This window comes from Slackia piriformis YIT 12062, assembly GCF_000296445.1.
Taxonomy (GTDB): Bacteria; Actinomycetota; Coriobacteriia; order Coriobacteriales; family Eggerthellaceae; genus Slackia; species Slackia piriformis.
This window is the reverse complement of record NZ_JH815198.1, coordinates 1135156-1162142: the sequence shown is the minus strand read 5'-3', so window position 1 is coordinate 1162142 and position 26987 is coordinate 1135156. Positions and strand designations below refer to the sequence as shown.

The 26987-nt window shown below is 57.9% G+C and carries 19 protein-coding genes and 1 tRNA gene; 13 read left to right on the top strand and 7 right to left on the bottom strand.

Annotated elements, in window-relative coordinates; translation table 11 throughout:
- Window positions 1–130: 130 nt before the first annotated feature.
- On the bottom strand, window positions 131–1327 hold the full coding sequence (locus HMPREF9451_RS05160) for an acyl-CoA dehydrogenase family protein (protein WP_009139245.1): 1197 nt from the start codon (window positions 1325–1327) through the stop codon (window positions 131–133).
- A gap of 428 nt (window positions 1328–1755) precedes the next feature.
- Between HMPREF9451_RS05160 and HMPREF9451_RS05155 the strand changes: the two genes are divergently transcribed.
- On the top strand, window positions 1756–2688 hold the full coding sequence (locus tag HMPREF9451_RS05155) for a LysR family transcriptional regulator (RefSeq protein ID WP_009139244.1): 933 nt from the start codon (window positions 1756–1758) through the stop codon (window positions 2686–2688).
- A gap of 72 nt (window positions 2689–2760) precedes the next feature.
- Here the strand turns inward: HMPREF9451_RS05155 and HMPREF9451_RS05150 are convergent, their stop codons facing one another.
- From HMPREF9451_RS05150 to HMPREF9451_RS05135, 4 genes are all read right to left on the bottom strand, one after another.
- Complete coding sequence (locus HMPREF9451_RS05150) at window positions 2761–3357, bottom strand: hypothetical protein (RefSeq protein ID WP_009139243.1); 597 nt, start codon at window positions 3355–3357, stop codon at window positions 2761–2763.
- Between the two features lie 14 nt (window positions 3358–3371).
- Window positions 3372–5042 (bottom strand): medium-chain fatty-acid--CoA ligase, encoded by a 1671-nt coding sequence (fadK, locus tag HMPREF9451_RS05145; RefSeq protein ID WP_009139242.1) that lies wholly within the window; start codon window positions 5040–5042, stop codon window positions 3372–3374.
- Window positions 5043–5137: 95 nt separating this feature from the next.
- The gene (locus HMPREF9451_RS05140) at window positions 5138–6379 is read right to left on the bottom strand and encodes a CaiB/BaiF CoA transferase family protein (RefSeq protein WP_009139241.1); all 1242 of its coding nucleotides are present in this window, start codon (window positions 6377–6379) and stop codon (window positions 5138–5140) included.
- Window positions 6380–6538: 159 nt separating this feature from the next.
- The gene (locus HMPREF9451_RS05135; protein WP_009139240.1) at window positions 6539–7726 is read right to left on the bottom strand and encodes an acyl-CoA dehydrogenase family protein; all 1188 of its coding nucleotides are present in this window, start codon (window positions 7724–7726) and stop codon (window positions 6539–6541) included.
- A gap of 529 nt (window positions 7727–8255) precedes the next feature.
- Between HMPREF9451_RS05135 and HMPREF9451_RS05130 the strand changes: the two genes are divergently transcribed.
- The 10 genes from HMPREF9451_RS05130 (at window position 8256) to rpoD (ending at window position 20900) form a co-directional block, all read left to right on the top strand.
- A complete protein-coding gene (locus tag HMPREF9451_RS05130) occupies window positions 8256–8762 on the top strand; it encodes a PaaI family thioesterase (RefSeq protein ID WP_009139239.1) in 507 nt (168 codons plus the stop codon).
- 778 nt (window positions 8763–9540) lie between these two features.
- Window positions 9541–10014, top strand: a complete 474-nt coding sequence (locus HMPREF9451_RS05125; protein WP_009139237.1) for a ribosome maturation factor RimP — start codon at window positions 9541–9543, stop codon at window positions 10012–10014.
- Window positions 10015–10101: 87 nt separating this feature from the next.
- Window positions 10102–11304 carry a transcription termination factor NusA gene (gene nusA / locus HMPREF9451_RS05120; RefSeq protein ID WP_009139236.1) on the top strand — a complete coding sequence of 401 codons (1203 nt, stop codon included), beginning with the start codon at window positions 10102–10104 and terminating at the stop codon, window positions 11302–11304.
- A 34-nt stretch (window positions 11305–11338) separates the two neighbouring features.
- Window positions 11339–14083 (top strand): translation initiation factor IF-2, encoded by a 2745-nt coding sequence (gene infB, locus HMPREF9451_RS05115; RefSeq protein WP_009139235.1) that lies wholly within the window; start codon window positions 11339–11341, stop codon window positions 14081–14083.
- 110 nt (window positions 14084–14193) lie between these two features.
- Complete coding sequence (gene rbfA, locus HMPREF9451_RS05110) at window positions 14194–14589, top strand: 30S ribosome-binding factor RbfA (RefSeq protein WP_009139234.1); 396 nt, start codon at window positions 14194–14196, stop codon at window positions 14587–14589.
- A 3-nt stretch (window positions 14590–14592) separates the two neighbouring features.
- Window positions 14593–15597, top strand: coding sequence for a DHH family phosphoesterase (locus HMPREF9451_RS05105; RefSeq protein ID WP_009139233.1), 1005 nt, complete (start codon window positions 14593–14595; stop codon window positions 15595–15597).
- Complete coding sequence (gene truB / locus HMPREF9451_RS05100; RefSeq protein ID WP_009139232.1) at window positions 15594–16604, top strand: tRNA pseudouridine(55) synthase TruB; 1011 nt, start codon at window positions 15594–15596, stop codon at window positions 16602–16604. The genes HMPREF9451_RS05105 and truB overlap by 4 nt, the downstream gene beginning before the upstream one ends.
- Complete coding sequence (gene ribF, locus HMPREF9451_RS05095; RefSeq protein WP_009139231.1) at window positions 16588–17523, top strand: riboflavin biosynthesis protein RibF; 936 nt, start codon at window positions 16588–16590, stop codon at window positions 17521–17523. Before truB ends, ribF begins: the two co-directional genes overlap by 17 nt.
- Before the next feature lie 106 nt (window positions 17524–17629).
- A complete protein-coding gene (gene dnaG / locus HMPREF9451_RS05090) occupies window positions 17630–19504 on the top strand; it encodes a DNA primase (RefSeq protein WP_009139230.1) in 1875 nt (624 codons plus the stop codon).
- A 217-nt stretch (window positions 19505–19721) separates the two neighbouring features.
- Window positions 19722–20900 (top strand): RNA polymerase sigma factor RpoD, encoded by a 1179-nt coding sequence (gene rpoD, locus HMPREF9451_RS05085; RefSeq protein WP_009139229.1) that lies wholly within the window; start codon window positions 19722–19724, stop codon window positions 20898–20900.
- 356 nt (window positions 20901–21256) lie between these two features.
- On the opposite strand, the gene HMPREF9451_RS05080 is transcribed toward rpoD, so the two are convergent.
- A tRNA-Ile gene (locus HMPREF9451_RS05080) sits at window positions 21257–21331 on the bottom strand.
- A gap of 89 nt (window positions 21332–21420) precedes the next feature.
- Complete coding sequence (locus tag HMPREF9451_RS05075; protein ID WP_009139228.1) at window positions 21421–23316, bottom strand: LTA synthase family protein; 1896 nt, start codon at window positions 23314–23316, stop codon at window positions 21421–21423.
- A 112-nt stretch (window positions 23317–23428) separates the two neighbouring features.
- Between HMPREF9451_RS05075 and polA the strand changes: the two genes are divergently transcribed.
- Both polA and HMPREF9451_RS05065 read left to right on the top strand, forming a co-directional pair.
- The gene (gene polA, locus HMPREF9451_RS05070; protein ID WP_009139227.1) at window positions 23429–26065 is read left to right on the top strand and encodes a DNA polymerase I; all 2637 of its coding nucleotides are present in this window, start codon (window positions 23429–23431) and stop codon (window positions 26063–26065) included.
- Between the two features lie 139 nt (window positions 26066–26204).
- Entirely contained in the window at window positions 26205–26816 is a 612-nt protein-coding gene (locus HMPREF9451_RS05065; RefSeq protein ID WP_009139226.1) for a hypothetical protein, read from the top strand.
- The last annotated feature ends 171 nt before the right edge of the window (window positions 26817–26987 follow it).

Below are 26987 nucleotides of genomic sequence, written 5' to 3'. Positions count from 1 at the left end.
GACGTGGTGGTTTCATGGGGGAGTGGGTCTTTGCCGAAAACGTAGAAAAGCCGCCATATAGGCGGCTTTTCTACATAAGCGTGAGGTAAGCGCTTAGGTTCAAAAGGATGGTAACAAATAACAATACGGATTAGAAGTTGTACTTGATGACGCCGCCGTGGTTCTGGGTCTCACGAGCGATGGTGATGCGCTGGACGCAGGGAGCGCCCTCTTCAAGCCACATAGCGCGGCAGTCGCGGTACAGACGCTCGGTCGGGCCGTACGGGGAATCCTCGAAGTAGCCATCGCCACCGAAGATCTCAAGCATTTCGTCGGAGACGAGCTTGACGGTCTGAATGGAGAAGAGCTTGCAGATAGCGGCCTTCTCGGTGACGTAGTCATTGTGGGGATCGATGTCGAAGTCGCGAGCGAAATCATAGATAGCGGTGCGGAGAACATGGACCATCATCTGCATGTCGGCGATCTTGGCCTTGATCATCTGACGGGAAGCAATCGGCTTACCGAAGGTGACGCGGTCGTTGGCGCGCTTGAGGGAAATCTCGAGCATACGCTGAGCCATGCCGAGGTTGGACATAGCGATGTGAACGCGAGAGACGGACAGAGAGTGGATGGCGATTTCCATGCCCTGGCCCTCTTCGCCGAGCAGGTACTCGGGGGAGAGAACAAGGTTGGTGAACTTCAGGCCAGCATGGCCAGCACCCTTGCAGCCCATCATGTGGGGCATCGGGACAATTTCGAAGCCAGGAGCATCGTTGGGGACGAAGAATGCGGAGAGGCGCTCGTCGCCGGACTTCTCCGGATCGGTGACTGCGATGACATAGGTGAAGTCAGAGCAGTCGGTGTGGGAGATGAGCCACTTCTCGCCGTTGAGAACGTAGTTGCCGTTCTCGTCTTTCAGAGCGGTGGTGTGAAGGTCGGCGCCGGTGCCGCCGTTCTGCTCGGTGATGGCGAAATTGCAGTAGATGGTTTTGTCCTGGAACTTGTCCATGTACTTTGCCTTGAGCTCCGGCTTGCCGTAGTCGTCAAGGATACGCCAGTTCATGTCAGCGGCATGATGGAGATGCATGCGCATTCCGCCAGGGCCGCGGGAGAACTCTTCCTGGACACGCAGGATTTCAAGCTCGTTGAGGTCCCATCCGCCGTACTCAGAGGGAAGATAGAAGCGATAGAGATCGTTCTTCTTGGCGAGTTCGTAGAACTCCTCGGGGAACGTGTTGGTGACTTCGATCTCCTTCTGCATTTCGTCGAAGGGGCCTTCGACCAATTCACGGACCTGCTTGAGGTATGCCTCAAACTGTTCATCGGTGATCTTGGCGTTAGGATTCATCTAAACCTCCTTTGTTTGTTCATCCTTTGGAACCTTTCGGCTCTTGTCTGTATTATCCGAGTGCCGCGCTTGTAAATCTAATTTCGTTAAAACGGCGAAAAAACATTGCCCCATTCAAAAAAGAAATAGGTTTTTCATCGCTTGCCGAATGCTCGTTTGGGCTGTTTTGATTTGCATAAAATAATGGTCAAAATTAAGGATTAGTTTCAATAGATGGTGCATTATTGCGTTTATAATGAAAACATAGGTATTTAGTAGTGAACTAAAACAGGATACATAGATAAAAACGGGGAATAATCTAGAGGCTTACGTTCCCAATGGGGAAATAGATAAGCAATGTCTATTGAAATTTAAGCCAGAGATGAAATAAATTTATGTAAAGAGCTTTGTGGGGAAGTATTCGAATCAACAAGTGGGGGTGTTGCATCATGAACCTATCCCAGCTGTATTATTTTCGAAAGCTGTCGGAACTTCAGCATTACACGAAGGCGGCAAAGGAGCTCTATATCACGCAGCCGGCTTTGTCCGACGCCATTCGCTCGCTTGAGAAAGAGTTGGGTGTTCCCCTGTTCCAAAAGGAAGGTCGCAATGTCAAGCTAACGCGGTATGGCCGGGAGTTTTCCGTGTACGTGCACGATGCGTTGCGGGAGCTGGACAAGGGCATCGAGGTTATGCACGAGTATGTGGGAAAGCTTTCCGGCACTCTTTCCATTGGCGGTCTCTACACCATCACGGGCGATTACCTTCCCGCCTTATTTCGAGCCTACCATGATAAGTTCGGCGATGCTGTCAAAATGAAGGTTTCGCACGGCTTCTCGCTGCCCCTCATAGAAGGCCTGAAAGAGGATAAATACGACGTCGTTTTCGCTGCGAAAAAAGCCGGAGAGCCCCAGCTGTGTTTCGATCCGGTGGTGTCTCATCAATTGGTTGTCGGCGTGCGCAAAGGAAGCCCTTTGTCTTTGCATAAGGTGGTCTCCCTTGAAGATCTGAAGGGTTACAGCGTTTACACTTACCGTGCGGGAACGCCGATCGGGGACGAGGTGGACAAGGTTCTTTCGGCGTATGGAATTCCTGCCTATCAGGAATATGATGATGAAATCACCATGGGCGGCATGCTCTCTACGGCACGCATGGACGAATGCGCATTGCTTACGTACACCATCGGCCTGAAACCGTTCACGGAGTATATCGACGTTATTGCTATTGACGAGAGCGAGGTTCCTTTGGATTTCCACCATGTATATATGGTGTACAAAAAAGAAGAATTCAAAAACCGTGCATTGGAGAGTTTTATCGAGTTCGCCGCATCGTTTGTTCCTCCTGACAATATTATGCTTCGGTGCGGTAGCGAGGACAAATAGCGTTTTGCATGCTTATAAGGCAAAGAAGGCGGCCTCATGGCCGCCTTCTTTTGTGGTGCTGAGCATGAATTGCTAGCGTTTAATCTGCTCGAGATTGAGCATGCTGATGCGATCCATCGGCATGCTCACGATACCCAGCTCTTTGAAGCAGGCGTAAATCACGAAACCGCTCTTGCATCGGAAGGCGCATTCTTCGCAGGGGATTTTGTTGCAATAAGCGAATGCATCTTCGTCTGCTAAAGCAAACACCAAGGGGGAACGTTTTTTCGGCAGAGCGTATTTCATCTGCATGCCGGTAAAGGTTTTCAATGCCACCCAGGAAAGCTCGTATGGCGCGTCTTGGGCAATCGACCACGAAAACAAAATGCAGTTGTTGTTGAACCCGCCATCGATGCGATAAGTCATGGAAATTTCTTCGGGAAGATCCTTTTCGTCGATGAGCTCCATTCTCTTCGGACGTGCATCTTTCACGCTCGGCTCCAGGTGTGCATAGGGAAGCTCTGCAACCAAGGTGCGGCCTGTGCCTGTTTGATACACGTCGGTGGCGCCCGAAATGCCCACGAAGGTGGTCTTGGAGGCCTCGTCTTCGAAGAAGGGGATGTCTTCCGCCGTTACACGGGGTTTCCACGTTGCGCGCGTACGAGTTCTGCTGTACTCCTGTTTGATCATCGTGTTTCCCTCGCTTAATTGTCGGTGCTTTCAGCGCTGTTCTCGGCTGATTCCATTCGTTTGTGCAGTTCCTCTGCAAGTATATTGCGCTTCACCTTGCCTGTGGCCGTGTGCGGAATGGCGTCTATTTCCTCGATGCGTTCTGGCCACAGCCTTTTCGAGACTCCTTTTTCCGCGAGGTACTCCGTTAGCTCGTGGAGGCAAAGCTCGTGGTCTATGTCGGGCTTAGGAACGGCGAACAGGCAGATGCGCTCGCCAAGGCGGCTGTCGGGCACGCCGATGGTTGCATGGTCTACGATATCCTTCCAGCTATCGACGGCGTTGTCCACTTCGCGGGTGGATATATTCTCGCCGCCGCGGATGATGATCTCCTTTTTGCGGCCGTTGATGCGAATGCGACCCTCGTCGTCCATGACGCACAAGTCTCCGCTGTAAAACCAGCCGTCGTCATCGAGCGCTTTCTCGGTCTCTTCGGGATTGTTCAGATAGCCGACGAACTGATGAGGCCCGCGGCTGGCTTCCTCTCCTTGTACGCCGTGCGGAACCTCGCGACGATTCTCGTCTACGACGCGCACTTCGATGCCTTCAAGCGCCACGCCGGAAAACGAACCGTTCCATTCGGCGCATTTCTGAGGCGGCACATAGGCGTGCGGACAGCTTTCGGTTGACCCGTAGCACTCGCACAGCATGATGCCGTGCCGTGCGGCTCGTTCGGTAAGCGAGCTTGGAAGAGGGGCTCCGCCTGAAAGGAAGAGCTTGAGCGTGGGGACTTCTTTTCCAGTCTCTTCAAGCGAATTGAGGATGTCGTAGATAAACGGCGTCGCTCCCATGGACCATGTGGCACCCGTTTCGTTGATGATTTCCACTGCTTGCGCGGCCTTGAAGTCTTGCTGCAGGATGGCGCTTCCTCCCAAAATCATGGGTGAGATAAGACCGTGGAAGAAGCCTGTTGCATGGTTGAGAGGCGAAGGCATAAACATGACGTCTTCATCAGTCACGTTCAATCCTTTGACGAAAGCGCGCTCCGAGAAAAGGATATTGTTATGCGTGAGAAGCACTTGCTTTGGCTTTCCCGTGGTGCCGCTTGTGGAAAGGATGCAAGCAACATCGTCAGAGGTTATTGCGGGCGTGCTGTACGTGAGCGGTTCGTAGTTTTCGAGCGCTTCGGTGTAGGTGGTGAAATTCTTGCGCGAAGGCTGTTTGGTGTCGACGATGAGGATACGTTCTTTGGAAAGGGTGTCGACGTGTGCAAGGGCGTCTTCGGCTTGCTGCTCGTGGTCGGTGGTCTTATGCCGAGAAGGGCAAATGAATGCGCGTGCGCCCACGGTGTTCATTGCGTAGACGATATCAGCGGTGCTGTAGTTGCGCGCCAAAGGATGCATGACGGCTCCTATGCGCGCGATGGCAAGGTATATGGGGCAGAACTCGGCCCATGTGGGAAGCTGGAATGTCACAACATCGCCGGGCTTGACGCCGCTTGCCACGAGCCATGATGCCAAGCGCGCGGCGATGTCGTTACATTCTTCGTAGGTGAACGAGGTGCCTTGGTCGTCTTTCACATAAAGCTTGCTGCCGCATGATTCCACTTGCTTGACCCATACGTCGGCTATGGTGTCTTTCGTCCAATAGCCCTTTTCGTAATAACGCTGTTTTTCCTCTTCGTTGATTTTCAGGTCGGTAATCATGCGAACAATCCCCTTTGGCATGCGTGCGGAAAAGAAGGAAGGGGCTCAAGCCCCTTCCTTCTGATGGAGCTTCAAGCGCGTTTGCGCGGGCGGTCTTACGCCTTGCCCTGCAGAACGGCCAGGTCGGTAGCGCCTTTGACGGCACCGTCTTCCATGGCGGCCTTGATGTCTTCGTCGGTATAGCCGAGTTCCTTCATGACATCCTCGGTAGCAGAGCCCAGCTTGTCGGTGGGCGTAAGCTCCGCGGTCTCGGAGAGCTCGAACTGAACCGGAGCGGTGGGGCACCACCTGCCGCCGGCGGGATAGGGGACCTGCTTGATGTATTCGTTCACCAGTGCGTTCTCGTCTTCGTAGATGTCGAGCGGAGTCTGTGCAGGCTCGCAGGGCATGTCGTTTTCGGAGAACATCTTCAGCAGCTCCTCGCGAGTGAACTGCGCGAAGCCCTCGTCGAGGATCTTGACGACCTCAGGCGCGAGACCCTTGTCGTTGACGGTCTGGCAGACGGAATAGTCGGGATGCTCGGCCAAATCGTCGCGGCCGATGAGGTGCATGACGCGCGGCCAATCGCGGTCGTATTCGGGCAGGCACAGGACAACCCACTTGTCGTCTTTGGAGTGGAAGACGTTGTTGAGGGGGTTGTTGACCTCGAGGCGGCTCTTGGGGTAGGGATTGCCGTACTGGGCAGAAACCATGCCCGTGGAAAGCGCATAGATGCCTGCGTGCTGCAGCGAGCAGGTAACGTAGTCGCCAACGCCGCTCTGCTCACGACCGATAACGGCGGCGAGGATGCCCGAAGCAAGGAAGAGCGAGCACTGGAAGTCGCCGTAGCCGTTGGTGGGGATCATGGGGGCGTCGCCCTTGTTCACGGTGGTGCCGAAAACACCGCCGCGACCCATATAGCAGGTCACGTCGAAGCCGGCAGCATCTTTTTCGGCACCCTTTTTGCCATAGCCGATGCCGTGACCCATGATCAGGCGCGGGAACTTCTCGTGCAGGCTCTCCCAGTCAAGACCCATCTTGGCGAGGGATTTCGTGCGCGTGTTGGTGATGAAAACGTCAGCCTCGGAGAGAAGCTTCATCATGACCTCGAGGCCCTTTTCGCTCTTGAGGTTCAGTGCGACGAAACGCTTGTGGAAGTTGGCCATGTCGAATGCGAGGTTTTCCTCGTCGCTGGACGGCATGCCGAAAACGACGGCCTGATTGGTGCGGCAGGGGTCGCCTTTGAATGCTTCTACCTTGATAACGTCTGCGCCCCATTCGCCGAGTACGCGACCGGTGGTGGGGGTGGCGAGAAACGTGGTGAGGTCAACGACCTTCAAACCCTTGAGTGGTAGCATTGTATCCTCCTTGGAATCCGGCATGCGCCGGAATGCTTGTGAAACAACGGAACGTATCGCAAGAAGAAAGGAGGGTTATCCGCATGTGCAGACAACCCTCCTTTCGTGAGTGAGTTTGTTCTTGTACGATCGATGCCGCGATGTAAGGGGGTTGCCCTATTACAGCTGATACTCGACCTTGCCGCCGAACTTCTGGCAGTTGCGGGCAATGGTGATGCGCTGAACGTTCGGAGCGCCTTCCTCGAGCCACATAGCGCGAGCGTCGCGATACATGCGCTCGACCGGACCGTAGGGGCTGTCCTCGAAGTAGCCGTCGCCACCGAAGATCTCCAGCATGCCGTCGGAGACGATGCGGGTGGAGTAGATGGAGAACAGCTTGCACATAGCGGCCTTCTCCTCGATGTACTTGCCGTTAGGATCGGCGTCGTACTCGCGGCCGAAGTCGTAAACCATGCAACGCAGAGCATGGGTGTACATCTGCATCTCAGCGATCTCGCGCTTGATCATCTGGCGAGTAGCGATGGGCTTGCCGAAGGTGATGCGGTCGTTGGCGCGTGCGAGAGCCATCTCGAGCATGCGCTGGCACATGCCGAGGTTGGAAGCTGCGATGTGTGCACGGGAGACGGAGAGGGAGTGGATGGCGATTTCCATGCCCTGGCCCTCTTCGCCAAGCAGATACTTCTTGTCGAGCTTCATGTTGGTGAACTTGAGGCCGGTGTGAGCAGCGCCGCGAGCACCCATCATATGGGGCATCGGGGTAACCTCGTAGCCCGGGGTATCAACGGGAACGAAGAATGCGGAGAGACGCTCGTCGCCGGTCTTGGTGGGGTCGGTCACAGCGATGACGTATGCGAATTCGCAGCAGTCGGTGTGAGAGATGAGCCACTTCTCGCCGTTGAGGATGTAGTCGCCGTTCTCGTCCTTCTCGGCGGTGGTGTGGATGTCAGCACCGGTGCCGCCGGACTGCTCGGTCAGAGCAAAGCAGGTGAAGATGGTCTTGTCCTGGAACTTGTCCATGTACTGGGCCTTGAGCTCATCCGAACCGTAGTCGTCGAGGATGCGCCAGTTCAGGTCAGCAGCATAGTGCAGATGCATGCGCATGCCGCCAGGACCGCGGGAGAACTCCTCCTGGACGCGCAGAATCTCGAGCTCGGACAGATCCCAGCCGCCGTACTGCTCGGGCAGAGCGAAACGATAGAGGTCGTTCTTCTTCGCGAGCTCATAGAACTCCTCGGGGAAGACGTTGGTCACCTCGATCTCAGGCTGCATCTCCTCGAACGGACCCTCGGCCAATTCGCGAATCTGCTTGAGATACGCATCGAACTGCTCTTTGGACAATTTGCTCATATTAACCCTCCTTCAGGATTATCTAAGCACTTACCTCAGACCTTGCCGATTTGTTTCGCTCGGCTCGGCCTTGCTTATGGGGATATTGTGTACCCGTTTGCTGGGTGCGTCTAATAGGCAGCCTTGTGCATAGGTTGAAGGAATCGATAAGCGAATTCTATTTGATTATTCCAATAAGCATTTGAGCTGGTAATTTATTATTTTTTGAAATAGGAGACGATTGTTTGACCGTGAAAAAGTATCCAAATGTTGCCACGGAAAGACAATAATGACGAAAAGAGTGGAAACTATGACTCTGTTTATATAAGCGCAGAAATATTCATAATGGTGGCAACGATAGAATAGGCTTATGGATTAAGCTTGACATTGTCAATTTTGTTGAAATATGACCCATATTCAGGAAAATGTAGAAAAAAGTTCCGCATGATAATCAGGCGAGAGCAGCCCGAGGCGCAAGGGCGTTGGCTATTCTTATATAGGGAGTACGCACGTACGCGCATAGGTAGTACACGCGCGAAAGGAGAGCGGTATGCGAGTCGATGAGAGTCTTGACGAGCAGCGGGTGCAGGGTTGCCTGAATATCCTGTGCGATATCGGCGGTTTCGGCGATGTCGAATGCGAAGTCCTGGAGCCAGGACACGTGGTGCTCGCTTTCAACACTTCTAGTGTCATGCGCAATCCTTACGGCGATTTGCATGGCGGGTTCTATATGACCGTTTCGGACATGGCGGCCTGCATGGCGGTGTACACGAACGCAAGCAAACCCGTCACTTTGCAGTGCAATTTCAATTTCTGCGAGGGAATACACGTCAACGGACAGCGCGTCACCGTGGATGCTCGCGTGCTCCGCAAGGGTAAGACCATCCAGGTCGTCAATGTGGAGTTCATCGACGAAGCAGGAACCGTGTGTCTTCATTCCTCATTCACGACCTTCGCGAAAAAGGAGCTTGCTGGGGAAGAGCCGTTTCCCACGCAGGAGGAATCACTCGAAACCGTGCGCACGTTTTTCGCCGAGGCCGGCAGGGAGATGCGCTAGAGGCGGCCGCGCGCTATGGAAGCGTGTTCCGTAGAGCCAGCTTGCTAACGAGTTTGCTACGTTGTTAGTCCGCTCGACGTTGGTTGCAAGAAAGGCAATCAGAAATGGGGCCGAGAAACGGAGCCGGAAGAATCTGCGAGGAGAAGAAGGACTGCGGTTGTGCGGCTTCGTGGTCAAAAAGGCTTGATGTGGGGAATTTCGCACGCCGTTCGTCGCTTGAAAAGTGCCGTTTGCCGTTAACGAAGAGCAAGGGCGGCTATATCTTGCGAAGGCGTTAAAAACGCCATTTGCAAAACCCCAGGTCATAAGCTCGTTGGATGCGTCTTTCTTTTCGATGTCATCGTGGCCGTTCTCCCAATCCTTCCATTTTGACCACGCTTTCCCTTCGGGGCCCAAAATCTTCTCCCTATTGATGCTTGTTGACCATACGCTTGCCGGCCATGCACGTCTGGCCACGCGCCGGCCGGCTATACGCTGGTTGCTCGGAAACGGAAGCAAAGTGCGCGTTTTGCATCGCAGCCGCCTTTGCGGGGTTGCTCGTTTTACTTGACGTCCTTGCGCAATTGTGTCTGATTTCTCGTTTTTAAGCTCAGGTTTTACTTGCTCTTGCGTTGCTATGAAAGCTGTGATATAAAACATCTGTCTTTGTTGGCGGGTTCGACTAAGACATACAACTTTTTCGAATGTATGAGAAAGTGGGCTTGTCCCGCTTTCTTTTTGTATAGGCACCCAAAATGGCATGCTATGCAGCTCGGTTGGGGATTATTGAGGAGGGTGGATGCTTTCATCGAAAGAGGCAAGCTTGCTTGCGGCTCTTGAGCCTCGCGCTGAAGCCGAAGGCATTGAAATCGTGACCGTGGAAGTGGTCGGGTCCCGTAAGGCGCCAACCATCCGCGTGTATCTGGATACGCCGGAGGGAATCGCGTTCGAGGACATCACGGCTGCCCAGGTGTGGGTGAACGAGATCATGGACGAAATCGATCCGTTCCCCGGCGCCTACACGCTTGAAGTGAGCTCTCCCGGCATCGATCGCCCGCTTCGCACGCCTGAGCATTTCGATCGCTTCGCTGGCGAAGAGGTCTATGTCACGACCGCGTCTCCTATCGACGGCCGCAGCCGCTTCAACGCGCGTCTTGTCGGGTTCGATTTCGGGAGTAACGCCGTCAAACTCGAGCTCGACGGCGAAGAGCTTGCCGTTCCTTTGAACGATGTCAAAAAGGCTCACGTCAAAGGCGTTATCGATTTTTCCTAAACCACGCTTGCGCGTGCCGCCGGCAGGTGTCCGCGCTTACTGAGTACAACCATTCGCGATGATTCTATGCAACGAGGAAGGAACGTCATGGCATCTGAATTGATGGAGGCTTTGCAAGCCCTTGCACATGAGAAAAAGATCGACGAATTCTATCTGATCGAGCGCCTGGAGGCTTCTCTTGCGAGGAGCTACCAGAACATTCTCGACCTTGAGTGGGACGCCCGCGTCACGATCGATCGCACCACGGGCCGTATCTATGTATACGAACTCGTTCCTGTTGGCGAGCCCGACGAGGAAACCGGCGAGTACAGCGAATTCGAAGAGCGCGACGTCACCCCCAATGATGTGAGCCGCATTGCCGCGCAAAACGCCAAGGGCGTCATTGCCGCCATGGTTCGCGAGGCGGGCCGCCAGAGCATCTACGAAGAGTTCAGCGATCGCGTGGGAGATATCGTCACCGCAACCGTGCTGCAGGTCACGCCTGATTTCACCATCGTGAAGATTCGTGACGGCGTGGAGGCCGAGCTTCCCCATTATGACGAGAAGCGCTATCCCAACGAGCGCAACGAACGTCCCGCAGGCGAGCATTACCGCCACAACCAGCGCATCAAGGTGCTGATTATCGACGTGCGCGATCCCAACGCGCTCGAGCCGCGCGTTCGCGGCGACCAGGCGCGTCCCGCGATCGTGGTTTCCCGCACGCACCCCGATTTGATTCGCCGCCTGTTCGAGCTCGAAGTTCCCGAAATCTACGACGGCATGGTGGAGGTCAAGTCTATTGCCCGCGAGCCCGGCGCTCGTTCCAAGGTCGCCGTGGCAAGCCGCGAAAGCAACCTTGATCCCGTGGGCGCCTGCGTCGGCCCGAAGGGCAGCCGCGTCCGCATGGTCGTCGAAGAGCTTCGCAACGAGCGCGTCGATGTCATCCAGTGGGACGAAGACCCCGCGAAATACGTTGCCCAGGCTTTGAGCCCTGCGCGCGTGACCCGCGTGCTCATCGACGACGAGAATCATTACGCCACCGTTGTCGTGCCCGATGACCAGCTGTCTTTGGCTATCGGCAAAGAGGGCCAAAACGCTCGCCTTGCCGCTCGCCTGACCGGTTGGCATATCGATATCAAGTCGGCTAGTTTCGGAATCGAGCCGGCACCCGAAGTGAACATGCTCATCGACGAGGATGATACGGAAGAAGAGCCCGAATTCTGCGCCTTCGTTTCCGAGGACGGCGTTCGCTGCCCCAATCATGCTCGCCCTGGCAGCCGCTTCTGCGGCGTGCATGCCGATAGCGAGTAGTTCGAGAGAGTAGAGGATAGACGAGGAGTACCGTATGGCCAGCATGAGAGTTCATGAATTGGCGAAGGAATTCGGCATGGACAGCAAGGAGCTGCTCTCTCGCATTCAGGATCTGAAAATCCCCGCGAAGAGCCACGCTAGCGTCCTGTCGGAAGACAACGTCGAAGCGATTAAGAAAGCAATTGCCCCCGAGCTTGGCGAGAAGGCAGAAAACATCGATGCCGAGGTTGCCAAGATTGCGAAGGCTGAAAAGGAAGCGGCTGCCAAAAAGAAGGCAGACGAAGAGCGCGAGCGCCGCGAGGCGGTCGAGCGCGAGCGTGCCCTGCGCGACGCAGAGCGTGCCCGCCGTGCCGGCTCCTCGGCCTCTTCTCAGAAGGCCGGCAAGCCGACCGAGAGGAAAAAGCCCGCTCCTGCTCCCGTGTCCTCGGGTCTTTCCAGCCTTGCGCGCCAGATAGAAGAGCAGAAGGCGGCAGAAGAAGCTCGCCGTGCGAAGCAGGCTGCCGACGCCCGCGCCGCCAAGCTCGCCGCCGAGGTGGCGAAGCGCAAGGCCGTCGCGGAAAATCTTGCTCGCGGCTCGAAAAAAGCCGCATCCAAGCCGGCACCTGCTGCGAAAAGGCCCGCTCCTGCGCCGAAGGCGACGTCTTCGTTCGATTCGCTGCTTTCCCAGATCGAGGCGGAAAAGGCGCGCATCAGCGCAGAGAAGGCGAACAAGCAGGCAACCGCTCCTACGCGCGCTCCCAAAAAGCAGGGCGGCAAAGGCCAGGGCGGCAAGCGCGGCGGGCATCATTTCGAGCCCGACGTTCCCGAGCTTGCGAACGCGGCCGGCGAAGACCGTTATGCCCAGATGGCCGTGCAGGCTGAAAAGCTTCAGCGCGACAAGGTTCTTGCGGAGGCGCGCGCTGCCGTCGCCGCCGCTTCGAGCAACGAGGGCGAAGGTCGTCGTAAGAAGCGTAAGGAAAAGCGCGAGGCTGCTCAGCGCGAACGTCTGGCCATGGAGGCCATCGAAAAGGGCATCGATCCCGACTTGGTGCTCGACGACAGCGTCGTCGAGGTCATGCAGGGCTCCACGGTCGGCGAATTCGCCGAGCTTTTGGGCGTGCCTTCCAACGACGTCATCAAGCGTCTGTTCATGCTGGGCCAGGTTCTCACCGTCACCCAAACCATGACTGACGAGCTTATCGAGCTTATTGCCGATGACATGGGCCGCAAGGTTCGCGTGGTGTCTCCTGAGGAGGAGTACGCCGTCGTCTACAACGACACCGAAGACGACCTCAAGCCGCGTCCTCCTGTGGTTACCGTCATGGGCCACGTCGACCACGGCAAGACGTCCACCCTTGACGCCATTCGCCACACCGGCGTTGCCGCGGGCGAGGCGGGCGGCATTACCCAGCATATCGGCGCATCCGTCGTAAACATCGACGGCCGCCAGATCACCTTCATCGACACCCCGGGCCACGAGGCGTTTACCGCCATGCGCGCTCGCGGCGCCCAGGTGACCGACGTCATCGTCTTGGTCGTGGCGGCGGACGACGGCGTCATGCCGCAGACCATCGAGGCCATCAACCATGCGAAGGCCGCGAACGTGCCCATCGTGGTTGCCGTCAACAAGATCGACAAGCCCGGCGCCACGCCCGACCGCGTACGCCAGGAGCTGGTGGAATACGGCGTCATTCCCGAGGAATGGGGCGGCACGAACATGTTCGTCGACGTTTCCGCCAAGCAGCGCATCGGCATTGACGATCTGCTCGAGACCATTCTTTTGCAGGCCGACGTGCTCGAGCTCAAGGCCAATCCCGACGCTCTTGCCTCCGGCTTCGTCATCGAGGCGAACCTCGACAAGGGTCGCGGTCCTGTTGCCACCGTTCTCGTCCAGCGCGGTACGCTCAAGCCGGGCGACGCGGTTGTCGCCGGCACGAGCTATGGTCGCGTGCGCGCCCTGGTCGATCCTCGCGGCAATCATGCCACCGAAGCTCGTCCTTCCGACCCGGTCGAGATTCTCGGCCTGTCGAGCGTTCCTACCGCAGGCGACGAGTTCCGCGTGTTCGAGGACGAGCGCGATGCCCGCAAGCTCGCCGAGGAGCGTGCGCTGCGCGAGCGCCTGAAGGCCCAGGAGGCCAAGACCCATATGAGCCTGGATGATCTGTTCAGCCGCATCGAGGAGGGCACCACGGAGCTCAACCTCGTGGTCAAGGCGGACGTTCAGGGCTCGATCGAGGCTTTGCGCGATGCGTTCGACAAGATGGACCAGTCCGAGGTCAAGATCAACATCATCCACTCCGCCGTCGGCGGCGTGACCGAGACCGACGTTACCTTGGCGGCCGCTTCCGACGCCATCATCATCGGCTTCAACGTTCGTCCTACTGCGGGCGCACGCAAGGCGGCCGAGCATGAGAAGGTCGACATTCGCCTGTATCGCGTCATTTACCAGGCGATCGAGGACATCAACGCCGCACGCGTCGGCATGCTTGCTCCCGAAATCGTCGAGCGCGACACGGGTATTGCCGAGGTTCGCGATGTGTTCCGCGTTCCGAAGGTCGGCAACATCGCCGGTTGCTACATCACCGAGGGCGAAATCTCTCGCGATGACAAGGTTCGCGTCGTGCGCGACTCCACGGTCATCTTCGAGGGCAAGATCTCTTCTCTGCGCCGCTTCAAAGACGACGTCAAGACCGTCAAGCAGAGCTATGAATGCGGCATCGGCGTCGAAGGCTACCAGGACATCAAGGTGGGCGACGTCATCGAGGGCTTCCGCATCGAGGAGGTCGAGCGTACCGAGTAACATCGGCATGCCTATCTGAAATACACGCGAGGCGTTTCGTGCTGCAGGCCAGCCGAGCGCCTCGCTTTGCCATAAGGCACATCCGAACTCCCTTGGAAGGAGGATTCGCTATGAAACAATCCAACGCGAACCGCAAGGTCAACGAACAGGCGCGCGAAATTCTCGCGAGCATCCTGCTCTTCGAGGTTTCCGACCCGCGTTTGCGCCTTGTCACCATTACCGGCTGCGAAGTCAGCTTCGACCGCAGCGTCTGCAATGTTTTCTACACCACCGAGCCCGAGCGCTACGAGGATGCGGCGGCGGGCTTTGCTGCAGCCGGCGGACGCATTCGAAGCCTCATGGGCAAAGGCCTTTCCTGGCGCGTGACGCCTGAGCTTCGTTTCCATCTCGATCCTTCCGTCGACGAAGCGGAAAAGATCACCGACGCGCTCGCCCGCGATGCGGCCCGCAACGCCGAATCGGCGGAAATGCGCGCATCGGACGAATCTTTCGAGGAAGAGGAGTAGACCGTGGCGGTTACCCCCCAGACGAATACGACGCTTGAGGCCATGGCCGAGCGCATGAAGGAGTGCGACGAATTCGTGCTGTGCGGCCACGTCAATCCCGATGGCGATTGCCTGGGTTCTCAGCTTGCGCTCATGCACGCTCTGCGCTCGCTCGGCAAAAAGGCGCAGTGCATTCTCGTGGAGCCCGATTCCATCGATCAGGGCCTTGGCTTTCTTCCCGGCGTTTCCGACATGGTGCCGGCCGAAAGCTTCGATGGTCCTTGCCGTGCGTTTGTCGCCTGCGACGTGCCCATCCCTTCGCGCATGGGCAAGGCGGCTGCGATTCAGGATCGCGCGAACGTGCGCTTCACGGTTGACCACCATGCGGCTGACGCCTCTATGTCTGACTTCAACTATGTGGATGAAGACGCGCCGGCGTGCGGACTGATCGTCTGGGAGCTCATCAAGGCTCTCGGCGTGAAGCCCGATTCCTCCATGGCGACGTGCTGCTATACGGCACTCATGACCGATACGGGCCGTTTTCAGTATCAGAATGCCACGCCGGAGGCGTTTCGCGCAGCCAACGAGATGGTCGAGGCGGGCGCGGAGCCTGCCTCCATTTCAAGCGAGGTTTACCAAAACCGCTCTCTCGCGTCCCTCATGCTCGAAAAGGCTATGCTCGAACATATCGTCATAGCCGAAGACGGGCTGTGGGCGTTTTCTCATGTGCGCCAGAGCGACTTCGAGCGCCTTGGGGCCGTGAAGGCCGATGCTGAGCCATTGGTCGATGTCCTGCGTTCTCTTGCGGGCGTTCGCGTCGCATGCATGGTGCGCGAGCAGGCAAGCGGCGTGCGCGGCAGCCTTCGTGCCAAGGGCGACGAAGTGGATGTTTCCGTGCTTGCTCGCCATATCGGCGGCGGCGGACATCGTGCGGCGGCGGGCTTCACCTTCGAAGGGCCCGTCGAGGATTTGCTTGCCGATTTACCCGGGCACCTTGACGAGCTTGTAGAGAAGGCGGGCTTGCGATGAAGCGCGGACAGAGCGGGATTTCGTGCCTCGTGGGCGTGGACAAACCTCGGGGAATGAGCTCTCACGACGTGGTCAACGCATGTCGCCGCATTTTCGGAGAGCGTCGCGTGGGGCATACCGGCACGCTTGATCCTCTGGCTACGGGGGCGCTTTGTATCTGCGTGGGTCCTGCGACCCGCCTGGATGCGTACATGACCAATCATGACAAAACCTACGACGTGCGCATAGCGTTCGGCGTGGCAACCGATACCGACGACGCCGAGGGCGAGCCCATTCGCACTGTTCCCGTTCCCGAGTGCGTCTGCGACCGCGCGTTTGCGCAGGAGCACGTAGCCGGGCTCGTCGGCAAGCATAAACAGCTTCCGCCCGCATACTCCGCCATCAAGCGTGGCGGCGTCAAAGCGTACGAGGCCGCACGTGCCGGCAACGTCGTGCAGCTCGAGCCTCGCGATATCGAAATCTACGAGGCGACTCTTCTCGGCCTTGAGACCGATCACGACGCTCCGTGCATCCATTGGGACGTGCGCCTTTCCGTTTCGAAGGGGACTTATATCCGCTCCATCGCTCGCGATATAGGAGCCTCTTTGGGCAGTGCCGCCCATGTGGAAACTCTTCGCCGCCTTCAATCGGGCGCTCTTGATGTGCAGGATTGCCTTTCTTTGGAAACGTTGGAGAAGCGAGGTCTCGATGCCGCCATCGATCCTGTGTATTTGCTGGGGTACCGTATGGCGTTTCTTACCGACGAGCAGGCGGCGGATGTGCGCAATGGCAAGACCCTGCGCGCTCGCGATATCGTTTTTTACGAAGCGCCGCGTCGTTTCGACGACTCCGACTGCGGTCCTTTGCGCGGCGCCCATCGCTGCGCGGATCCCCTTGCGGAAGGGGAAGTGGTGAGCCTCGTTCACGAAAACGAGCTCGTTGCGCTCTATTCCGTCCAGGCGAAGCGGGGCGTTATCAAACCCTGTTGTGTATTTTCCCAAGGAGTAACCCGTGGCAAAGGTTTTTAACGTAGATTCCTCGTTCGACTATGGCATGTTGGCGGGCGCATCGTGCGCTTTCGGCGTGTTTGACGGCGTGCACAAGGGGCATTGCTTCCTTATCAATCAGGCGAAGCAGACTGCGGCTGAAAACGGCGGTATTTCGGTCGCGCTCACGTTCGACATCGATCCCGATGAGCGCTTCCATGCCGACCGTCTGAAGAAGCTCATGACCAACGAGCGCCGTATAGCCGCGCTTTCCCAGACCGGCGTTGACGCCGTGGTAGTGCTGCCGTTTACCCCCGAGTTCTCCGCGCAATCCCCGGAGGGCTTTCTCAAGACGACGTTCGCCGATTCGGTTCCGTACGCGCTTCACGTGGGGTGCGATTTTCATTTCGGCGCCCGCGCAGCGGGCGGCGTCGGCGATCTGCGCGCGTGGGCCGATAAGCGCGGGGCGAAGATTTGCGCGCACGACCTGAAGAGCGCCGATGGAAAGCCCATCACCGCGACGCGCATCCGTCTTCTTCTCGCCGACGGGAAATGCGAGGAGGCGCTTGCCTTGCTGGGGCATCCATACTCTTTTGAGGGTACGGTCACAAAGGGCCGCGGCGAAGGCACCGACATGGGCTTTTCCACGGCGAACATCGAGCTTCCTGGCATGATGCAGACGCTCGGAGAAGGCGTGTACGCTGCTTGGGCCACGGTCGATGGGGTGCGTTACAAAGCAGCCATGAGCATGGGGGTTGCTCCCACGTTCGCCGACGCTACGGCTACATGCGAGGTTCATATTCTCGATTTTTCAGGAGAGATTTACGGTGACGTCATCGAGGTCGAACCGGTGCATTTTCTTCGCCCTATGATGAAATTCGATTCGCTCGATGCGCTGATCGCAACGGTGATGGACAATATCTCCTGGGTTCGCGAGAATCTGCGCGAGGAGACGTGCTAGGTATTAGGTGCGCTCTCGCTGTGAGACATCGGATTGAAAAACGTCGCATGCGGGCGCGATGCGCTTCGGCGTTCGGAATTACGACATATGAAAGGATGGCGGCTTCATGCCGGGTTTGTCGGAAGACGACATAAGGCGCGTGCGCGAGGCGAGCGACCTTGTCTCGGTGGCGGGACAGCGCGTCGTTCTTCGCCAGCGCGGTCGCGATTTCTGGGGCTGCTGCCCGTTTCACAACGAGAAATCTCCGTCGTTTAAGATCGATCCCGCCACGCAGTTGTGGCACTGCTTCGGCTGCGGCGAGGGCGGAGACGTGTTCAGCTTCGTCATGAAAATGGACGATTTGGGCTTTGTGGACGCTGTGCGCGAACTGGCTAAACAAGCTGGGATCCAGCTTACCGAGGAGCCGGGCGCGGCCATGGCGCGCGGACAAAAAGCTCGGCTGAAGGAGGTCTGCGAAGAGACTGCCTCGTTCTACCATACGCAGCTTATGCGCGCCCGCGGCTCCCAGGCCGATGCGGCGCGTGCCTATCTTTCTTCCCGCGATCTGGGCGGGCCGGTGCCCAACGAATGGAACCTCGGCTTCGCTCCGGGCAACCAGGCGCTCGTCCGCCATCTTTCCTCGAAGGGCTTCAAGCCCAAAGACATGGTGGAGGCCAATGTCGCCATGCCGTCGAAGCGGGACGGCCGTCTGCAGGATCGCTTCTTCAACCGCATCATGTTTCCCATTCGCGATGTCGAGGGCAATACTATCGCGTTCGGCGGACGCGTGATCGGCAAGGGCGAGCCGAAGTACCTCAATTCGCAGGAGACGCCCGTCTTTCATAAATCCGAGGTGCTTTTCGGGCTTGACAAGGCAAAGGCTGCCATGGCGAGCACCGGTGTGGCGATTATCGTCGAGGGTTATACGGATGTGATCGTGCTTCATGGGGCGGGTGTGAAAAACGCGGTCGCAACGCTTGGAACGGCGCTTACCGTGCAGCATATCCGCACCATATCGCGCCATGCCAAGCATCGTATTGTGTATCTGTTCGACGGCGACGAAGCTGGTCAGCGCGCGGCGGACCGCGCCGCCCGTTTCGTCGACGAAAGCATGCTTCCCGAGGCTGGGCGTTCGAAGATCGACCTGTGCGCCGTGACGCTGCCCGACAACCTGGACCCTGCGGACTTCGTTCAGAAATATGGGGGAGAAGCGTTGGAGGAGCTTCTCGGGCAGGCGGTGCCGCTTATGCGCTACGCCATCGATCGAAAGTTCCAGCGCTACAATCTGGACGATTTCGGCCAGAAAAGCCGCGCGCTATCCGATGCCTTGGAGCTTCTTGCGCCTATCAAGCATTCGGTTCTGGCGCAAGAATACGCGGGTTATATTGCGGACCGCTTGCATTTCGAGCTTTCCATGGTGACAGAAAAGCTGGCGGGTGTTCGCGCGCCGCGGGTCTACGAATCATCCACCGAGCCGCAAGGCAGCCCCGCAAGTCCCGCTGCCGAGCATCGCCAGGCGATGCACGACCTTCCACCGCGCGAGCGGGAACGGCTGCGGATAGAGAGAGAGTTTTTGGTGCTGTGCGCCCAAAACATCGCGGTGGGCTTGGGCTATGCGGAGATACTCGCGCAAACCGCCTGGCACCAGGAGTCTTACGGGGTCATTGCGCAGGCGCTGCTTGCGTTTTACGCCGAACATCCGGAATGCGCGGATGCGAGCGAGGTCGTGCGCGGGGTGGAGTCGATGCTTCCGGGGTCCGCTTCCGTTCTGACCTCGGCATCTTTGTACGACGAGGTAGACCCGGTGCGTCTTGCCCAATTTCTGGCCGAAGAGCTGGCCTTGCGTGATATGGAAGATTCCGTGGTGGCGCTCAATGTCCAGCTGAAGCATCCCGGAAACATGACGGAGGAGGAATACGCCATGGCCTACGAGGCGGTAGTTGCGTTGCAAAAGGAACTGGTTGCCCTGCGCAGTGCGCATCGTCCTCTCGGGGTCGAGTAGGGCGTTCGCCTCGTTGCGGGCTTGCACCCGGGGTTCCTGCTGGTTTGGGTTTCATGCTGGGGCTTTTGGCCGGCTTGCGGGCTCGCCTTCGCAGCTTTCGGCCGGCCTGCGGTTTCGTGAGAAATAGAACGACGATAGCATGCGAAAGTATGCTATATTAATAAGATGTATCTTTGGGGCTATTATGCCCATTTTCTGCGGCGAAAGGATAGCATCTGTGTCTGCTGCCAAAGCTAAAACAACTGAAGATTCCAAAAAGAATAAAACCGCGGTGGACGAGGCCTCCCTTGCGGGCGCTGACATGTCCCTCGAAGATGAAAAGATAGACGCCTCGCTTTCTGACGAAGACCTGCTTGAGGGTATTCCCGAGGAAGAGCTCAAGGCCGCCGAGGATGCGGAGGTGAATCTCCCGAAGGTAACCACGCGCTCCTCGAAGGTTCGTCGTCGCTCGGCAGACACGTCTGTCACCATGCTGACGGGCGATCCCGTGCGTATGTATCTCAAAGAGATCGGCAAAGTGCCGCTGTTGACCGCTGCCGAAGAGATCGACCTTGCCATGAAGATCGAGGCCGGCGTTGCTGCGACGGCAGAGCTTGAAAAGGCGGAAGAGGAAGGTATCGAGCTCGAGCGTCGCGAGCGCCGTCGTCTGACCCGCGTCGAGCAGGTCGGTATCGACGCGAAGCAGCAGCTTATCGAGGCAAACCTGCGTCTGGTCGTCTCCATCGCGAAGCGCTACGTCGGCCGCGGCATGCTGTTCCTCGACCTTATTCAGGAGGGCAATCTCGGCCTGATTCGCGCGGTCGAGAAATTCGACTACACCAAGGGCTTCAAGTTCTCCACCTATGCAACGTGGTGGATTCGCCAGGCCATCACGCGCGCTATTGCCGACCAGTCCCGTACGATTCGCATTCCGGTGCATATGGTCGAAACGATCAACAAGCTCGTGCGCATCCAGCGCCAGCTGCTTCAGGAGCTCGGCCGCGATCCTTCTCCGGAGGAAATCGGGGAGAAGATGGGGCTCACCGCGGAGCGTGTGCGCGAAATTCAGAAGATCAGCCAGGAGCCTGTCTCTTTGGAAACCCCGATCGGCGAAGAGGAAGACAGCCAGCTCGGCGACTTCATCGAAGACGACGCCGCCATCGTGCCGCCTGACGCTGCAAGCTTCTCCATGCTGCAGGAGCAATTGAGCAAGGTGCTCGACGGTCTTGCAGAGCGTGAGCGCAAGGTCATCAGCCTGCGCTTCGGGCTCGAAGACGGCCATCCTCACACGCTCGAGGAAGTCGGCCGACAGTTCGGCGTTACGCGCGAGCGTATTCGTCAGATCGAAAGCAAAACCCTTGCCAAGCTGCGTCACCCTAGCCGCTCTTCCAAGCTGAAGGACTATCTGGAAGACTAGCGCTTCGGCGCAGCAGCGCTCCTTTCGCTTTTGGGAAGCGATAAATCCCGTATATCGAATCAGGCCCGTGCTCAAAAGAGGCGGGCCTGATCTCGTGTGGGGCAGATTGAAGGCGCGTTCATACAAGAAGTGAAGCATCGGTCCGGATCAAGCGCCCGCTTCAAGATAGGCTCTCGCCTTTATACCGCTATTCCATTTTGGCGCACAGGGAAGAACGTTCTTGTCAAAATTGGAATGGACGAACGTTCGGAAGGAATGAAAAACGGGTTATCTTGCGGTCAGGCGCCTTGGGGAAGTGGTGTCCCGGAAAAAGAAAAAGCCACCGCGCCGACTGAGCGCGATGGCCGATGTTTCGGTGGTGGGCCCGCCCGGATTCGAACCGAGAACCAAAGGATTATGAGTCCCCTGCTCCACCGTTGAGCTACAGGCCCGTTTCGGACAAGATGCCGAAGCCTGATTATTGTATCGTAAAGTTCGCCATATGCAAGAAACGAAGCGAAATCCATCAAAACCAAACGGTCTAGCTGTCTTTCTCAAAGAGGTTGTTGTGTTCGACCATGGCAAGCTGGGCGTAGGCCGCGCTCGATTCGCTGTCGGCTCCATGGTAGTGCCATTCGCCCGATGCGTCCTGGTAGCCGTTGAGGTTGATCAGGGGTACCTCGCTTTTCGTGGCCGAGAGGAAGGCGAAATACTCGTCAAGCGGCAGCCCGGCAGCTTTGAGCGTGGTTGCCCCGAGGTAGTTGAGGCTTGTCGGCTCCGCGGTGGGCGCGCCGACCTTTCTGCGCAGCTGTGCGTCGTTCGTCCAGACCATGTAAGGCGTCACGTAGCGGTTCTGAACCAGCTCGATTTCGGGCATCTGGTCCTCTTCGAAAGCCTCGCCCGAAAGCCACTCCACGAAACCGGGCTGATGGTCCCCGAAAAAGCACAGCACGACGGGGCGATCGAGCAGGCGCAGCTCGTCCATGAAGTCTTTGAGCTCGGTGTCTGAACGCTCGATGCAGCTAATGTATTCGTTGAGTTCGACGCTTTCTTCGCCATCAAGGGGCACGTGTGCCATCTCTTCCTCGGGTACGGTGCCCGTATCGTATCCGCCGTGGCTTGCGATGGTCACGTCGAAGATGAACTGGGGGCCTTCGTCTTGCGCGAGGAGTTCCAAGACGAGGTCGTAGGTGGACGCGTCCGATACCATGCCGCGAAACATCTCGGCGTCCGTGAAGCTTTCGATGCTGTGGAATTCGTCGAACCCAAGCTGCTTGTACACGCGGTCGCGGCGCCAGTTCTCGCTTTCGGCGGGATGGATGGCGCTTGTTTTGTAGCCGAGGGAGGACAGGTAGCGAGCCATATTGTCTGCGCCTTTGAGGTCGTAGAGCATGTAAGGGTACACGCCTGCGCCCAAAAGCCCCATGCTCGAGCCGGTGAGGTATTCGAACTCGCTGTTGCACGTTCCGCCGCCCATGGCAGAAACATAGCAGTCGCCTTTGGCGATTGCGTCGTCGATGGAGTTGAAGTAAGAGGGACCTGCATAGGATTGCGCAACATTGGGGTAGCGCGAGAGGTCGGAGAACGTCTCGTTCATGATCACCACGATGGCGGGCTTGACATCGGGCGCGGTTGCCTGCCCTTCGTCGACGGTTTCGGCGGCAAGCGCTGCCGCTGCTTTCTCTGAGCGTATGCGGGCCGCTTCTTCGGGCGTGTACCCTTCGGGCGCATGGGGAGTGAGGAGCTGGCTTCGTTCGAGGAAGCACAGAAGAGACCCGTGCTGCTGATAGGAATCCAGGCTGCTCCACACGTCTACGGTGCATCCGTAATCCTTTTCTATATCGGCGGCGTTGAACCAGACGCAGAACGCGGCAAGCGCAGCAAGCCCCAACGCTGCATGTGCAGCCACGGTGCGCGGCGTGCGTTTGCTCTTGGGCAAGATCACGATGAATGCGACCATCGCGACAAGCAGGCAGAAGGCCGCTAGCACGGAATTCCCGATCGCATACGTGTAACCGCCGCTGACTGCCGCCGCCGTCTTGAGCGCCATGATGTCGGAGGGCAATACGGGCTGTCCCTTGAAAGAAGATACGAAGTAGTTCGCCACGCCGGAGGCGAAGCATGCGAGAAGAAACGCAATCATGGCTGTTTTGCTGCGCTGCCCGAGGAAATACACGATGGCGAAGAGGACCCCTGTGACGCAGAGGCCGAGGAAGACGAACTTCGCCCCCATACTGCCTAAAGACGGGTTGTAGGGAATTTCCATGAGAAGGAAGCCCGCGGGTATGCAGAGGGCGGCCGCTATGGGTTTCGCGTGGGAAAGCTTCTTTTCGAGGCGGGCGGAGAGAGCCTTGCGCCGTATGATGGAGAAGACGAGGCAGCAAAGGAGTGCCGCGCTGAAAACGATCAGCGGCAAAGATGCCTGAATCGAAAACATGAAAACCGTCCTTGCTATACTGAACCGACCGCCGCGGCGTGCGTCTGCCGCAGCGCGTGATTGCTGCAGCATGCCTGCATGGCGGTGAGGGCTTGAGGGTAAAGGGAGTATTATGCCAAAGAAAATAGCTGTGATAGACGGAAATTCTCTTATGCACAGGGCATACCATGCCGTGCCTCCCACGATGAACGCTCCCGACGGAACGCCCACCAACGCGGCGTTCGGCTTCATGTCCATGTTCATAAAGCTCTACGAGACCATGGCTCCCGACGCCATCGTCTGCGCGTTCGACGCCGGCAGGCCGGCGTTTCGCATGGAGGCGCTCGAGCAGTACAAGGCGACGCGCCCGTCCATGGACGAAGAGCTCAAGGCGCAGTTTCCCCTTGTGGAAAATCTGCTTGAATCCATGAATGTCCCCGTGGTGCGCGTGAAGGGGTGGGAAGGCGACGACGTGCTCGGTACGGTTGCCGCCCGCGATGAGGCCCTGGGCTATGAAACCTATCTCGTGACCGGCGATAAAGACGCTTACCAGCTGGTGAGCGACCTGACCAAGGTGGTCACCACGAAGAAGGGTATTTCGGACGTGGTGGTGTACGGTCCTGCTGAGGTCGAAGAGCGCTACGGGGTGACGCCTGCCCAGTTCCCTGATTTTTTGGGTTTGAAGGGCGATTCTTCCGACAATATCCCCGGCGTTCCCGGCATCGGAGATAAAGGCGCGGCGAAGCTGCTGCAGAACTTCGGCAGCATAGACGGAATCTATGAGAACCTCGATAAGCTCAAGGGAAAGCAGCTCCAGAACATCTCCGAAAACAAGGAGGCCGCGTTCACGAGCCGCCGCGTGGCGACGATCGTGCGCGACCTTGATTTCGAGCTCGATATCGAAGGGGCCGCGTTTCCCTCTTTCGACGAGGAGAGCGTCATCGAGGCGTTTCATGCGCTTCGGTTCAACGCGCATCTCGCCAAGGTTCTCGCGCTTGCAGGAGCAGACGCCGAGCTGGCCGCCCCTTCGAAGCTCGACCTTCCCGATCTTAATCCGTTGCGCGGGGAGGAAGCCGCATGCGCGCTTGAGAAGGCGATCGAGGACGGCGTGATGGTCGGCGTGGAGTTCTACGTGCCCGCCCAAGAAAGTCTCTTCGAGCCTTCGGCCAGCCTTTTCGTCGGCACCGATAAAGACGTTCTGGTTTTCGAAGGAGACGAGGGCCTGCGTGCTTTCGCCCGCATCGTGCGCGAAGGGTCGTTCTGCGCAATCGACGCGAAAAAGGCGCTTCAGCATGTGTATCCCGCCGATAACGCCGAGGAGGCGTTCGTGGAGCTTTCCGATGTGGCGAAAGCCCGTTTCTTCGACATAGGCCTTGCTGCGTATCTCCTCAACTCCAACGTGAGCAAGTACGAATACGAGCCGTTGTGCGACGTATATCTGGGGGCCGTTCTTCCCGAGCCTCAAAGCGAGGAGGCGCGCGCTGCTGCGCACGCGTTCATCGGGCGTCGCCTGAGCGAATCGCTGCGCGCCGCGCTCGAAAAAGACGAAAGCATATCCTGCTATACCAAGATCGACCTGCCGTTGGTGGGCACGCTTGTCGGCATGGAGCGCGTGGGCGCAATGCTCGATACGGGCGCGCTTGCTTCCATGGGCGCCGAAACCAGCGCCGAGATAGCCGACGTCAAGGCCGAGGTTATCTCCTTGGCGGGGGAGGAGTTCAATCTGGATTCTCCCAAGCAGCTGGGCCATATCCTGTTCGAGGTCTTGGGGCTGCCTGTCGGCAAGAAGAACCAGCGCGGATATTCGACCGATGCGAAGACCTTGAAAGGCCTCGAGGACAAGCATCCCATCGTATCGAAGGTGCTGCGCTATCGCGAGCTTGCGAAGATGCAGTCGACCTATATCGACGCATTGCCGAACATGCGGGCCGGCGACGGACGCGTGCATACGAGCTTCAACCAGACCGTCACCACGACGGGGCGTCTTTCCTCAAGCAATCCGAACCTGCAAAACATTCCCGTTCGTACTGAATTCGGACGACGCATTCGCGAATGCTTCGTTCCTTTGCGCGAGGGCGACGTTTTCGTCTCTGCGGACTATTCGCAGATCGAGCTGCGCCTGCTTGCGCATCTTTCGGAAGACGAGAGCCTGATCGACTCGTTCTGCGGCGGGGCCGATTTCCACGCCGCTACGGCTGCACGCGTTTTCGGCATTCCCGTCGAGAAGGTGACGCCCGAGCTGAGAAGCCGGGCGAAGGCGGTCAACTTCGGCATTGTCTACGGGCAGCAGGCGTTCGGCCTGGCGAGCTCTTTGGGGATAGGCTACAAGGAGGCCCAGGAGATGATCGACCGCTACTTCGAGGTGCATCCGCGTGTGCGCGAGTATCTGGACGAAACGGTGGCGAACGCCAAGGAGACGGGCTATGCCGTCACGATGTTCGGCCGTAAGCGCCATATTCCCGAATTGCGTGCGAGCAATGCCACGCAGCGCGGCTTCGGCGAGCGCACGGCCATGAACCACCCCATGCAGGGAAGCGCGGCCGACATCATCAAGCTTGCCATGAACGAGGTGGCGCGCCGCTTGGCGGCAGACGGCTTTTCGGCGCAGCTCATGCTGCAGGTGCACGACGAATTGGACTTCAGCGTGCCGCGCGAAGAGCTCGAAGCGCTTTCTTCCATGGTGGAGGAGGTTATGAGCGGCGTGGTCGAGCTGAAGGTGCCGCTTTTGGTGGACGTGCAAAGCGGCATGAACTGGGCGCAGGCGCACTAGTCAACGGTTTGGCCACGGGCTCTCTTCGTTTCTCCGACATGCGGGCCTTTTGCCCTTTCGGCGGCCTTCGCTAAGGTAAGATCGCCGAAAGGGCAGGTAGCCCCGGCTTTTGAAGAAATCTGCGGAAAAGAGGTGCCTCATGCATGTGTCGACCTTGAAAAACGATATTCGCAGGAGCGTTGCGGCGGTTGCTCTCGCCTGCGCGGCTTTTCTCCTTCTTCTTAGCCTGTCGGGCTGCGTCGTTGTCGACGATGCGGCTCAGGAGGCTTCGGATTCCGTTGCCCAGACGGTTGACGAGCTGAATCGTGGCATCGAGGGCGTTGGCGAAGACATGCAGGAGATGACCGATACTCTCAATGGAGCGTTTGAAACCGTGCAAGATGCCGAGGCCCTTTTCGGAGAAGCTCTCGGGAAGGGTTCGCGTGTCGAGATATATGACGCCTGCGGCGAACATGTCGCCACGGTGGAGGACGCGCGGGCTGTTGCGACCGTTGCAAGCCGCCTGAACTCGATTCAGCTGGTTTCCTCGCATCCCGATGGGACGGTAGAGTATCGTTTCGAGTTTTATCAAGACGAAACGATCAAGGCGGGACAGGATGCATCCGATGTGCAGCAGCTTCATGTGTGCACCATTGAAACGTACGAATCCTCCGACGTCGTCACCCTTTCCATTCCCGCGCTCGATTTCCCCGTCGACCTCCGCTGCTCTTCCGAATTCATGGAATCCTTGCGTGCGCTTGCGGGGCAATAGCTGCTGATGGGCCTCAAGGGCCACTTAACGAAACCATTGTGAAAATATCGAAAACACGCCTAGGCGAACGGGCTTGTATATGCTAAAGTTTCCGCTTGCCTCTGATGGCGTGTTTTCCTCTAAATATTGGGACTTAGCCCCCCCAAATGTATTGACGAGTGTGCAAGGCGC